Genomic DNA, 14343 nt, shown 5'->3' on the forward strand with positions numbered 1-14343 from the left:
CAAGAAGTCAATAAAAATCCTATTCCATTTCGATGGACATATGGTATGCAGGAATGATGCTTGAAACAAACGTTATTTCAGAATCGATCTACTAGATACCTAAAACATTGAGAGAGACGCCAAGTGGGCGTCTTTTTTTGCAAGATAAGCAAGTTTAAGAGCTTAGTTGGAAATTTAATCGTTACGGACATGAGAGACACTATTTATAGCAAATTCCCCTTTTTAGTGAAGCTTACGGACATCAGTTCCGCTATTTCAATAAAAAGGAGCCCAAACCCTCCCAGCCGAGGCAAATAAGGGATCTGATGTCCGCAGCGATCCCAAAAGGACCTTAATTGTCATAAATAGCGCATCTCATGTCCGTAAGCTGCTTTGGATTTGCTCTGTCATGGTCTGAATGCCCCCCAGTCCCCCATAATTTCTTTCATGAATTCAGATGTGAAGCCACTATTTGTTTCGTCGTCACTATCCCCTTCCCTCAGAAGCAAGACGCCAGATGCCAGACGCTAAACACCTGCTGGTTTATTCTGCCTACTCCCGTAAATTCAAAGTTAATAAAATCTTTACATGCAACAAACACCCCATTAACAGTTCCTCTATATGATTAAGCAGAAGCTGCCTATAATCAGTCTTCCATATTCTCTCAAAGGAGTGTTCCTCATTTTGAAAATATTCAAAAAATTATTACCTGGCTTACTCACTTTTCTCTTATTAGTCGGTATTCTGCCAGGGGGTCTGCCTGTCCATGCCGTACCTAACGCACCACAAACGACCGTTCTTGTGGATGGAGGTTCAACGTGGAGCTATCTGGATACCGGCGAAGACATGGGTACCGTCTGGCGATCGGTTTATAAGGAAAGCTGGGCGACCGGGGCAGCACCACTGGGATACCCGTCCGCCAAGACAACCAGCAGCTTTGGTCAAATTAAGACAACCGTAAGCTTTGGCCCTAGCTCCTCGCAAAAATATATTACTACTTACCTTCAAAAGAAAATTGAATTGTCTCATACTGCCGATTACGATAAAATCATTGCCAAGTTTGCCATGGATGACGGCTTTATTCTATACGTCAATGGCCAGGAAATATGGCGCGAGAATTTGCCTGAAGGCGAGATCGCTTATGATACAAGAACACCAATAGCAACTACAAAAGAATTTGAAGTTGACCTGACCAGCCTGCTTGCAGGCAAGCTTCATGATGGTGAAAACCTGGTTTCCGTTGAGGTACACCAAGAAAGCGGCAGCAGCTCCGATGTTTATTTTGATATGAGCCTGGTCGCTATTTCAGGAATAAATCAGGATATTCCAACCTCGATTGCCCTTACATATAACGGTGATCCACGTACAAGCTTAGGCTTTGCCTGGTATACAACGAGCGCAACAGCGGACTCACAGCTAGACGTAGTAAAAGCAGATCAATTAGTAAACGGACAATTTCCCGAGACTGGCATCGTCTCCTTCAATGGCACCTCTGAAGAAGTAAGTGTCTACATGTCCAAGGCGGACAAAACTGCGGGAACCCTAACAAATTACAGGAGTCATAAAACAGCGGCCAAAGATTTAACGCCGGGTACGACTTATGCTTATCGGGTTGGAGACGGCAACGAAATGAACTGGAGTGCTATCGGCACCTTCACGACAGAAGGCGATTCAGCCGATGAGTCTTTCAGCTTTCTTTACACAACGGATTCACAAGGAAAGACTGAAGCCGATTTTGACACATGGAATCATACGTTAGAAGCAGGAATAGGCGAATTTCCGGAGTCGGCGTTTATCGTTAACTCTGGCGACCTGGTCGATAATGGCGATTTGGAGGAACAATGGTTCTGGTTCTTAAATAAAGCGAACAATATTCTAAAAGATTATCCGTTAGTCCCTGCCGTAGGCAACCATGAAAGCAAAAATTATAATAACTACGCCTACCATTTCAATTTGCCAAATGCATCGCAGACCGGCGCGAAACCGGATGGATCCGTCTATTCTTTTGATTATGGCAATGCTCATTTCATGGTCATAAACACCGAATACTCAGAACAAGCAGGTACCGATGCCGTCTATCAGAAGCAAGTGGAATGGCTGCGAAACGAAGCGGCTAAGACCGATAAAAAGTGGAAAATCGTCATCATGCATAAATCTATTTATTCCATAGCCAACCATTCGAGTGACAGCGACGTTCTTTTCTTTCGCGAGAAATTAACGAAGGTATTCGATGAAATTGGCGCAGATCTGGTCATCGGAGGCCATGATCATTCCTATACGAGAAGCTACCAGATGTATGGCAATGAAATTCAACCTGTGACAAGCGATGCGGAAGCCAACGCGGTAAATCCGAAAGGTACGCTTTATTTGATCACTAACGCCGCGGGCAACAAAATGTACACACCATTAGCGCCCCCTGCTTATGCCGATAAATACGGACAACCCAACAAGCCGATGTTTACCGGCATTACTGTGACAGAAAACAAACTGTCATTCCAAACATATACGACAGAGACTGACGGAACAACTGCACTCTTTGATCAATATGCTATAAAGAGAACCGAAGACAGACCGGCCCCCGTACAAGACGCGAAAGCCCATTTCTCAGAAGATGGGAACATCGAGATCAACTGGACAGCCGCGAGTACGGGAGCAGCAGCCGACAGCTATCGCATTTATGAGAAGGACAACCGCTTGGGAGCTACCTGGAGCGCAGCTGTAAATCATGTTAATGCTGTGAACAAATACAGCTATAGCATTAAAGATGTCGATATGAAGAAATCGTATCAGTTCGTAATTAAAGCCGTAAGCGGCAAAAATTACTCTGGCGAAGCAGTAGCTTCGTTTGCACCCGACATTCCTACAACGATTGCCCTTACCTTTAATGGCGACCCGCGTACAAGCTTAGGGTTTTCCTGGTATACATCAATCGAAACGACAGGATCCCAGGTAGACATAATAGAAGCAAATCAGCTAGTAAACGGAAAATTTCCCGTAAGCGGCGTTGTTTCCTTTATTGGCACTTCAGAGGAAGTGAATGTCTTTATCGATCATGAAGACAAAGACAATTCCACAACAAACCCTTTCGTAAGCCACAAAGCTACCGCATCTGGTCTAAAACCAGGGACAACTTATGCTTATCGCCTTGGAGATGGCAGCGAATTTAATGCGAGCGAAATCCGTACGTTTACCACGGAAGACGATTCGTCTAAGGATGCCTTCACCTTCCTATTCACAACAGATTCGCAGGGATCTTCGGAAGCCGATTTTGAAACGTGGAACTACACTGTAGAAGAAGGAATACGTGCTTTCCCTGAGTCAGCGTTCATAATCAATTCTGGTGACCTAGTGAATGACGGCGGCTTGGAGGAGCAATGGTTCTGGTTTTTCAACAAAGCAAAAAATACACTAAGCGAATATCCGTTAGTTCCTGCTGTCGGAAACCATGAAGGCAACAAATTCAGCAACTACGCCTACCATTTCAATCTGCCTAATAAGTCCGAGACTGGCGCAAAGCCTGACGGTTCCGTTTATTCATTTGATTATGGCGATGCGCATTTCATGGTCATTAATACTGAATACTGGAATGAAGGCGGCAATCAGGAAATTTTCGATAAGCAAGTCGAATGGCTTTACAGCGAAACGGCCAAGACGGATAAAAAGTGGAAAATCGTGATTATGCATAAAGCGATCTACTCTGTAGCCAAGCATTCCATGGACGGCGATGTTATGTTTTTCAGAGAGAAGCTGACGGCTGTCTATGATGAGCTGGGCATTGATCTGGTGCTTGCTGGCCATGACCATTCATATGCAAGAAGCTATCAAATGCTAGGAAATGAACCTCAGAGTGTAATCATCGATGAGGATGCCTATGCGGTCAACCCAAAGGGTACGCTTTACTTGGTTACCAACGCAGCTGGTGACAAGGTTTACCCTCCAAATGACCGTCCCTACACTTATACAGCTAAATACGGACAACCTAACAAACCTATGTTCACAGGCATTAAAATCACGAAAGACACACTTTCGCTAGAGGCATCTACTTTGGAGGCAATCGGAGTATCAGCCAACTACGACAAGTACAGCATCAAGAAAACCGACGTCAATCCAAATCCCGTTCAAGACCCCAAAGTGGTCCTTGGAGCGGACAATAATCTCACTATTAGCTGGACGACTCCCAATGCAGGAGAAAAGGTCGACAGCTACCGGATTTATGAGCAAAACGACGCACTCGGAGCGAACTGGAACACAATCGTTAAGCATGTCGAAGGAACGAACAACTACAGTTACGTCATCGACAACGCCAACAAAGAACATAAATATCGTTTCGTTATCAAAGCAGTAAGCGGCCGAAATAACTCGGATGAAGCAATTGCCGTATATCCAAACGGCGGAAACCCGAATCCGGATCCAGGTCCAGGTCCAGGTCCAGGTCCAGGTCCAGGTCCAGGTTCAAACCCAAATCCGAACCCAAGCCCGAAACCGAGCCCGAGCCCGAGTCCAAGTCCAAGTCCAAGTCCAAGTCCAAGTCCGAGCCCAAATCCGGACCCAACGCCGACGCCATCTGTCCAGTTCAGCGATACGGCTAAGCATTGGGCTGAAGCTGCCATTGAAAAAGCGATTAAGCTCGGATTTGTAAATGGATATGAAGACGAAACCTTCCGGCCGGATAAAAAAATAAACCGCATTGAATTTATAACTATGCTGTCCAGAGCTCTGCAGCTACCAGCCGGAACTACAGCAGCAACTACAGCTATAAAATTCAAGGATCAGGATCAAATTCCGGACTGGGGTACTTCCGCTCTCGCGGCTGCCCTAGAAGCTGGTATGATAGACGGCTATGACGACAATACCTTCCGTCCTGGTAAGCCTATCACCCGAGCTGAATTAGTAGCCATCGTTATTCGTGCTTTAAACATTAAAGTAGATACGAATGCATCCCTATCTTTCGATGATGCTGCTGCCACGCCGCAGTGGGCGATTCCATCAATTGCAGCCGCTGTAAAAGCAGGACTCATCGAAGGAGTCGGCAATAACCGTTTTGCTCCGAATGAAACAGCAACCCGGGCAGAAGCAGTGACTCTTATCCTCTCTTTATTGAACGCAAAGTAATTAAAGTAATTTAGAAATTGCCTTTCTGCATCCTTAAAAAAGGGTAAGCAATACGCGAGTGCATGGTCAGGGAATGGATTTGGGGCTCCGAACATTTTTCAGCCCCCTACCTATTCCCTGACCATCTGCTTTGCACATGGACACCCACTCCTCCAACCAGACAGCCAGAAAAGGGTCGACCTCCCTCCCTGAGCTATGGGGATAGTACCCATATGAGAAATATGAGACTCACATGAGCTCACATTTTTATATCACGTTATAGCACGAACGCTTCACCGCTGTAAAGTGATTCGGCTGTTATCACTTAAGAAATATCCTCCTTGGGCGTCTTTTCCGGAGCGTGTTCGTGACTTGGGTGCATCGAGGAGATTTCCTAGCCGAGGCTGGAGACGCCTCTGTGCTTTTAACGATGTTTTTCATCGCTAAAAGCACTGGGCCGTTTCCACAACCTTACTTTAACAATGAAAAACATCGTTAAAATCCCTTTTTACCACCCGGAGAGGCCCTCTTTCCTCTTTTAGCGATGAAAAACATCGTTAACGTGACGGATTGACCTGGAACACATGTTTTAACGATGAAAAACATCGTTAAGTGGAACACACGCTCAATTGGGGGTGGCAAGCTGCTTCGGGGTATACTTTTCCCTAAAAACTTACTTTTAGTTCAGTGAGAAAGGTTAACCCCTCTTTTACACCTTATCACTATAAAGTACTTAAACTTTCTTATATGTCAAGTAAGGACGATCCATGACGGATCGCCCTTTTATTTTTCTGGATCGGATATACAAATCTAAATACCCGTATTCACTTTACTTATTCTTTGTATCTTAACTACAGCAACAGAGCGATAATACCCGCGACTCCTGCGAGAGTACACATAATCCCCCCAAAACGAGTGGACCAAATATATAGATCAGAAGGCTCTGTAGCGTCATTTGATTTCCAACTCTCAGTTATTGTCCAGATCACTGAAGGCTTAATTAACAGCAACAAACCAAAAAGTGTAAGAACAACTGCGAGTATAGCCATTCAAATCCTCCTAAAAAATAGATTCAGGTAAATGTTTCAAATCCTTCAATTCCAATATACATTTTTGCCAGACTCTGAAATCCATCTCTATCATTTAAAAGGTCATAACATCCGGCCCCACAAGCGAAATACCCCGAAACGAATAGGTGAATAACGGCTTGCCACGTTCCAGAAGGATATCATACTCTTCGCACTCTTCCCTGAAGGAAATCCATTCATCACTAGAATAATTCATTACGGTTCCGTTACCTACTCCAATGCAAAGGATATAAGAGGCTCCGTTAGACGATTGGTATTCCAGCACAACATTGTCGGATCTAGTCCTTCCTTCATTGGCAAATATGCTAACGCGGGCTTGCTTCATAAGCGTATCTTCAGGCTGAATCATTGCTGCTGCTTCTTCTGCCATTAAGGCAGTTTTTAAAATCCCTTTGATTCCGTCTTTGGCTAACATTTCAGCATCTTCAAACGTGTTAATTTTGTTCATTCAATCGGCTCCTGATCATGGCATTAATATTACATGATATTAAATACTATAATAACATATTTTATGCCAATCGGAATCAGAACCAAATTAATAACTTTGGACAACAGAGACTCCCTCAGGTACAGTGAGCTTCATTTGCCCATCAGAATATTCAAAGGTTATGCTTCCTGTCGGCACCTGGAACGTGAGCCTCACTTCACGAAGAGAATCCGGCAGATGAGGAGAAAAGGACACTTTTCTCCATCCGGGGAGAGCTGGCTTCAAGCCAATGATGTGCTCGATAAGCACTGGAATGGGAGCGCTGGCCCAGGGATGACATAAGCTTGTATTTGCTTTCAAGTCTTTGGACCAGGCTTCAAAGCAAGTGGTTGCACCTTCTTTAACCATATTGCCCCAGGAATGCAGGTCATTTGAAGTGATCAGCTCATAAATCAAATCATATTCCCCTGCTTCGGCAAGAGCCTGTAAAACGAAATAGGCCATGTAAACTCCACAGCTTAATCGTTTCACGCGAATGCATGCTACTACGGATTCTTTGGCCTCGTCCGGAACCAGACCGAATAGAAGTGGAAGCGCATTGGCATGCAGCGATGAATGACCGGATCCTTCTGCATCCACAAATAGCTTCGTCTCCTCGTTATAAAACACCTTGCGAAAAGCGGCTTTCACCTTATGTAAAGCTAGTTGTACATCATCCGACTTTGAGCCCTGCAATATTTCCTGGATCTCAGCCACAGCAACCATTGCCCCATAATAAAAGGCATTAAGAACGTTGTGACAGCCATCTTCTATCGGGTTATTGAGTATAAAATCATAATTGTCACGCAAATCTGGCGGCCAATCAACAAGATTCCATTTATCAGTCACCTTGGCAAGCAGACCATCTTCTCTACGAAATTGTGCAAAATGACGCAGCATATTCTCGGCCGTAGGATGCATCTCCTCAAGAAAATCCCGGTCGCCACTTTGCTTATAATACTGCAGCAGCTGCAGCGGCCACTGGAATGAAAAATCGGCAATTTCCTGCATATAACTGCCGGAAGCTACCGCCATCATACCTGGACAAACATGAGAGGACAACAAGGCGAAATCCTTAAGTGATTTTCGGAACAGCCGCAAATCGCCTGACACATACGCATGGGCATGGGTAATGATCGTATTATCTCCCAGGTACTGCCCCTTTTCCCTGGAAGGACAATCCACATAATTTTCCTGGGAGCCGAATTTCACACCATTTCTGCATATGGACCAGATGTCATTAAGCAGCGGGTTAGAGGATATGAACATGCAGGCTGTTTCATCGAGCGGATAATGCCGGACAACTGCTGAGAAGCTCCCAGTATCTACAGCAATTCCAGGCTCCGCAAGCACCTCCACATACCTGAAAGCTTTATAGTCGAACAGCTCAAGCTCATCATCGTCACGTTCTGACAAAGTCCAAAACTCCTGATACAGGCAATTGCACCTCATATCATAACGAACACGGCCATTTGCAAGCAGCTCTTCACCACAGCGAATTTCGATCATTTGCCCAGCTCTGCCTTTCCCCCTTAAACGAAACTGTCCGGTAATTTCCTGCCCGAAATCAATTAAATAACCCTCATCCGGCAGCTCAACCACTTGCATGGGATTCATATCATACACAGATAGCGGCGGTGTAGGCTGTATAAATAACTGATGGTCATCCTTCGCATGCTCCAATGCTGATTCCCAATTCGAGTCATCAAAGCCGGCTTCGCGCCAACCTTGCACTTTAATCCTGCCGTCTATATGTTCCAGATATTGAGTGTCATAGCCAATAGAAGCACCCAAACCATGCTCCTCAGTTATTTTGTATGTCCATGTATGATTCGTTCTTGCAGCAACCAGACCACCTATACTTAACTCGGCAATGAAGCCTTGGCGATAATCCCCACTATTATAAGCATGAGAAATTACTCCATGGTAATAAACATGTACCGCGATTACGTTCTCACCTATATTTAAAAAAGGAGTCACATCAAACCGGTTATAAAAATAATGGAAATAATTACCTTGCGCAGGGCCCTGGCCGACAAAATGACCATTGATGTAAACCTTATAATAATCATCTCCGGTTATATCCAGATACGCATCTGAAAGGCTCCCGCTTAGCAGGAACACCTTTCTTGCTAACATATGGTGATTTTTCAGCTCTTGTTTATGCTCTTGTTTATGTTCCTGTTTATGTTCCTGCTTATGCTCCTGGATATGATCCAGCATTTCCTTGTGCTCATTCTCCCCGGTCTCCAGGCTCTCCTGCCCAGCTAATTCCTTATGGTAAATGTCAATCGGCGGCAAAGCCTCGAACTCGCGGGCCATAATCCAGCAGGCTGCCCATTTCTTGTCCATTTCCAAGCTCCTTTTTTGTGCTCTCGTACTTGTTTAGCCATTGTTACAGCTTGCGAATAATTTCATCAGCCTTCTCTTCATAAAGCTGCTGCCATTCCGGTCCAAGGTGGCACTCCACTACTTCGTAGCCGCCCTTGTCGTACTGGGCAACCGGAGGCGCATAGTCTAAGAAGCCATTGGAATAGGCTGCCATAAAAGTGTGCTTATAAGGCGAAGCCTTTTTAACATTCAAGCCCACCTCTACCAGCACTTCCGCAGGAGCCGATATGAGTACGCAGTCCCCAATTTTAATTCCGATTACCTCTGCTGGCATCATGGCATTATCAGCTTTATCGTTCATTGCTTTATGGAAGTTCAAGGTTACAATATTTTCCTGAATTCTTGTCAATCTTTCCATTGTATGGATGTTTTCCAAATATTTATTCAGGTTGTTCCTGTTTTCAGTATCCAGGGTCGTTAAGGCGTCGTCACCTATCTTTTCAGCTTGTAGATACCTGTACGAATAATCCGAAGGATATTCAGGATTCAGCGCATATTTAATGTATAGCGGAAGGAAGGTTTTGATGTTCAGGCAGGTCGTCCTTAAGGATTCCAAAAGCCTGGTCTGCTCCTCAAGCAGCGCTTCAATCCGCTGAGGAATATCGGTTCTTCGTGGAAGCATTATCGTTTCTGAAATAATACTCAGCTTCGCATCTTTAGTCTCTATATCTCGGATCGCATTCAAAGTGCTTATACCCAGCATCGTGCCGATCGGTTCGGAATCTCTGGAACGATTAACGTCTTTAAAAAGCACCTCGATAACGTCCCCGGCCGCTCCCTGCAGGAACAAAGCCATCGCATCATTGCCGAGAGTTTCTTCGATCACTTTGGAAGCAAAGCCGGGATAATTCGCAGTAACCGCCCGCTGTGGTACGCCGATCAAAGGATGGCAAGCGAAGTTATAAAGCACTGCAAAAGGCTGACCATCCATTCGATCTATGCGGATGACCCCGATATCAGGGTCCGTCGGACCTACAGCTGCAACCTCTTCATCCGGAGGACAAGGATTGGCGTAGCGGATACTCCAGTGCTTGCCATTCTTCAGCGTCAGGTTCCGGTTGATCATGATTCTGTCTTCGTAGCCAACCCCAGAGCCTACCTTGACCTCGGTCATATTCTGCAAGGCGCGGCGAACTGCATCGAACGTTCTGTCTACCTGCTCGTCGTCATCACATAACAGCCGGCCTGGCGGGTGGGTATGTGAGGCATTGACCAGAACATGGCAGCCGGGAATTTGCAGCTCTTGCTCAATTCGGCTGCGCAGCTTCGGTAAAAAATCCTCCTTGATATCACCTATAACCCCAATCGCAAGAGCGTCCATGGCAATGATGACCACCTTGTTCGTACCATCATCTAAAACCAGTGCTTTTGCATATAGAGGGTCATTGATTAATGCCCCCTCCTGACTGGTGGTAATATCACTCTTGGCAACACCTGCACGTAAAGAGCCGCCGCTATTATTGGAATTCATCTTCTGCAAATCCTCCTTATTTCTTCTCTTGTCTTTGTCTTTTGGATCCCTGTTCCCCTCTACCCTTCTGTGCTCCTAACCCTTAACACTTCCTAAAACAATACCTTCCATAAAATACTTTTGTAAAAATGGATAGACGAGTAAGATAGGCAATGCACCCAGAAAAATCTGTGCGGCATTCAAAGTACGATCCGAAAGTGTGGTGAAAATTTCATCATCAACTTCAGATAGAGCCGTATCATTACCCATAATAACAACGGATTGCAGATAGCTTTGCAGCGGATAATTTTTAGCCTGATTCATGTAAATAAGTCCGTCAAACCACGCATTCCAATGCCCTACGATAGCAAACAGAAGCAAGGTAGCCAGCGCTGGTTTGGATAAGGGGATAAATATTTTAAACAATGTGGTCAAATGCCCTGCGCCATCCATAAAGGCGGCTTCTTCCAGCTCTTTGGGCAGCCCGCGAAAGAAATTCAATAACAGCACCACACTAAATACGGGCACCGCTCCCGGGATAATCAAGGCACCCAGCGTATCGATCAGGCCTGTTTTTTGGATCGTCATATAAGTTGGAATCAGACCGCCGCCGAACAGGATGGTGATATAGAAGAACCATACATAAATGGTGCGGAACCTGAACGATCCGGTCTCTTTCGATAACGGGTAGGCGAGCAGCACAATTAACAGCATTTGCAGCGAGACGCCCAGCAGAACCCTTTTGACAGAAACGATCAAGGATGTGATAAAAGCGTCATTACGGGTGACATATTCATAAGCGCTGGTAGTAAATTCAACAGGCCAAAAAGTCACCAGGCCAGACGATGCAGCATTGGCAGAGCTAAAGGAAATAGCAAGCACATTGATGATAGGAAACAGACAAATAAAGGCTATTAGCGTTAACCACGTATAATTAAAATAAAGAAATAGTTTACGGGGTATTGTTGTGTTTTCGACCAAGTGAAAGACCTCCTAGAAAATGCGGTAGTTCGCTAAACGATAGGCCAACCAATAGGAAGTACCTACTAAAATCAAAGATACCACCGACTTGAACAAACCAACTGCTGTGGCAATACTATATTGTGAATTAATCAAACCTATACGGTAAACCATGGTATCAATAATATCTCCACTCTCATAAACCTGAGGACTATACAAAATAAATACTTGTTCAAATCCCGCATTCAGCACGGAACCCAAGCTTAGTGTCACGAGAAGCACAATAATCGGTCTCATGCCAGGCAAGGTGATATGCCAAGCCCTTCTCCAGTGATTAGCCCCATCGATGACCGCCGCTTCGTACAGGGATGGATTAATGCCCGATATAGCGGCCAAATATATAATCATGCTGAAGCCAAATTCCTTCCAGGTATCCGATATCATCAGGGTATAAGGAAACCACTTATTATCGCCAAGAAAAAAAACAGGTTCAAAGCCTAAAAACATTAAAAACTGGTTCACCAGCCCTTGTGAAGGCGATAAAAGATCGATTAAAATGCCGCCCAAAATGACCCACGACAAAAAATGAGGCAAATACACCACAGTCTGAATGGCTCTTTTAAATAACTGCTTCCTGACTTCATTCAGTAATAAAGCTGTACAAATAGGAGCAATAAGCCCCATAATAATTTTCAAAATAGCAATATACACGGTGTTCCACAACACTTGCAGCGTATCCGGCAGGCTTATTATATACTTGAAATTGTCCAATCCGACCCAGTCAGAGCCTAAAATTCCTTTTACGGGGATATAGTTTTGAAAGGCCATAACAATTCCAACCATAGGCACATAGGAATAAATAAAGATAATAATAAAGCCCGGCAGGATCATCAAATGCAAAGGTATTTCCGATTTAAGGCTTTTATTCAAGATCGACGCCTCCAATGACATGCAGTAGTGACTTTAGATGACTTAGGGTAACCTCTTAGGGTAACTCTCAGGTTAACTTAAGTTGACTTGCAAACTTGCGAAGACTTACGTGAATAAGGCAAGGAGGGATATTCTCCCTCCTCTATGATCTATTTGTTTTTATACCATTCGTTAACTTCCGCCGTAATTTCATCTCCGCCTAGCTTCTTGTATTGCTCCACAAATTTATCGAATTCATCTAATGGCGCACCCAAAATAATTTTGCTAATCATTTGATACTGCATTTTCAACAGATTTGGCGTTTTTAGCAGCATAGCTGGTGTTGGCAATGTGGTGAAAGCTTCCGGCTTATATTGATTGTTGGCTACATAGCTGTCAATGACAGATGCGCTGCCGTTCAGACCTGTTTTACCGTTTCTTCCCCTGAACTCCATGTTGCCTTTCTCGTATTCAAGAATTTGCTTGTATGCTGAACGCGCCGCTGGAGTTAACTTGCTTAAATCTGCATTCTCTCTGTCTTTACTTTCTAACAAAGGCTTAATCTGACGATAAACTTCCACATCACTAAAGGTTTTGTATATTTTGATCGGGGCGTTCATCCAATATCCAGTACCTTGAATAGCGTTGTATTTCGCATAAATTTCCTCTGAAGTGTTGTCATAGTACAAGTCCACCCAAGCTTGAAGCATTTTATAAATCGCTTCCGGGTTCTTGGTTCCTTTTTTAACTACCCAGTACAGCCCATAAACGTTAAGAGGATGCTGCATTAATGCAGGCTCGGCATCTATTGAAGGTACAGGGAAAGGAAGCCAGCTTGTATTCGGTGTAATTTTTTGCATCGTATTAGCTAATTCAATATTTCCAAAGATCATGCCAAGTTTATTCGATCCGATAGATTCATTAACTTTAGTAGTGTCCTTCACACCAAATTCAGGGTCAATTTGTTTGTTTTTAAACATATCTTGCAGAATTGCCAAAGCTTCTTTCATTTCGGGCTGCAAGCCGCTGAAAGCCAAGCCTCCCGCGCCGTCTTCTACCCATATATCTTTATAGGCATGATAGCCATTCAGGAAACCGGTCATTAAATTGAAATCTTTATCCATGGCGAGCCCAAAGGTATCGTCTTTTTTATTGCCGTCAGGATCTTGAGTCGTGAATGCTTTGGCAATCTCCAACACATCATTCATCGATTTAGGGGCGGACAGCTTCAGAGCATCGAACCAATCTTGACGTATCCATAGAACGGGCACGCCTACCTGTGCTTCTCCAGTCCATGGTATAGCCATCAGCTTTCCATTCAGCGTTGCAGATTCCATCACCTCAGCCCCGGCATCCTTCATAATGGATTTAATGCCTTCAGAAGCATATTGATTATAAGAATCTGTTAAATCTTCAATGAGACCCGCATCATAAAGCTGCTTGAATTGTGTTGGGGATACGGCAAAGAAGTCGGGTATGTTTCCTGAAGCGATCATCAGGTTCACTTTTTGATCATAATCTGTGCTAGTATCCCATAACGTGTTTACCTTAATCCCATAAGTTTCCAGCATATACCGGGACCACGGATTATTGTTGATGTCATCTCCCTTGTCGAATTTAGGGTAGGAATAATTAAATGTAACCGTAGACATTTCAATCGGCGGATCATACTTGTCAGGCACATCTGCCGGCTTCTCTCCCGCTGGCTTCGTTGTTTCCCCTGCCTTCGGTGAAGCTGTCCCCTCCTTTGGGGTGTTCTCCCCTTTCGATCCACAACCGCTCAGAGATACGGCCAAGGCTAATATCAACACTAAAGCAACCATACTGACGATCCGTTTACTCATGCTAACCTCTCCCCTTTTTTAAAGACTTCTTGTTTTGCACCTACTAGAACAATTATAGAGGGGATCTATTTTTGTTTCTTTAGTAAAAAACATTTATTTTTTGTACGCTGTTGATGTGGAAAAAAAGAAAACTGTGCCGGGTTCCTAAAGTGTAAAAAAATTAGG

The 14343-nt window shown here is 44.4% G+C and carries 8 protein-coding genes; 1 reads left to right on the plus strand and 7 read right to left on the minus strand.

What is annotated here, in order from left to right; genetic code table 11:
* Positions 1-663: 663 nt before the first annotated feature.
* Complete coding sequence (locus J2Z66_RS39790; protein ID WP_209979225.1) at positions 664-5091, plus strand: S-layer homology domain-containing protein; 4428 nt, start codon at positions 664-666, stop codon at positions 5089-5091.
* Between the two features lie 830 nt (positions 5092-5921).
* Here J2Z66_RS39790 and J2Z66_RS44245 read toward each other — a convergent pair.
* From J2Z66_RS44245 to J2Z66_RS39820, 7 genes are all read right to left on the minus strand, one after another.
* Positions 5922-6119, minus strand: coding sequence for a DUF6199 family natural product biosynthesis protein (locus J2Z66_RS44245; RefSeq protein WP_376774560.1), 198 nt, complete (start codon positions 6117-6119; stop codon positions 5922-5924).
* Positions 6120-6213: 94 nt separating this feature from the next.
* Positions 6214-6606 carry a hypothetical protein gene (locus tag J2Z66_RS39795; RefSeq protein WP_209979227.1) on the minus strand — a complete coding sequence of 131 codons (393 nt, stop codon included), beginning with the start codon at positions 6604-6606 and terminating at the stop codon, positions 6214-6216.
* Between the two features lie 87 nt (positions 6607-6693).
* The gene (locus tag J2Z66_RS39800; RefSeq protein ID WP_245376197.1) at positions 6694-8976 is read right to left on the minus strand and encodes a family 78 glycoside hydrolase catalytic domain; all 2283 of its coding nucleotides are present in this window, start codon (positions 8974-8976) and stop codon (positions 6694-6696) included.
* A gap of 43 nt (positions 8977-9019) precedes the next feature.
* Positions 9020-10486 carry a neutral/alkaline ceramidase family protein gene (locus tag J2Z66_RS39805; RefSeq protein ID WP_209979229.1) on the minus strand — a complete coding sequence of 489 codons (1467 nt, stop codon included), beginning with the start codon at positions 10484-10486 and terminating at the stop codon, positions 9020-9022.
* A 75-nt stretch (positions 10487-10561) separates the two neighbouring features.
* Positions 10562-11446, minus strand: coding sequence for a carbohydrate ABC transporter permease (locus J2Z66_RS39810; RefSeq protein ID WP_209979231.1), 885 nt, complete (start codon positions 11444-11446; stop codon positions 10562-10564).
* 12 nt (positions 11447-11458) lie between these two features.
* On the minus strand, positions 11459-12376 hold the full coding sequence (locus J2Z66_RS39815) for an ABC transporter permease (RefSeq protein WP_209979232.1): 918 nt from the start codon (positions 12374-12376) through the stop codon (positions 11459-11461).
* 128 nt (positions 12377-12504) lie between these two features.
* Positions 12505-14178, minus strand: coding sequence for an extracellular solute-binding protein (locus J2Z66_RS39820; protein ID WP_209979234.1), 1674 nt, complete (start codon positions 14176-14178; stop codon positions 12505-12507).
* Positions 14179-14343 lie beyond the last annotated feature (165 nt).

It is taken from the genome of Paenibacillus eucommiae (assembly GCF_017874215.1).
GTDB classification, from domain to species: Bacteria; Bacillota; Bacilli; order Paenibacillales; family NBRC-103111; genus Paenibacillus_AI; species Paenibacillus_AI eucommiae.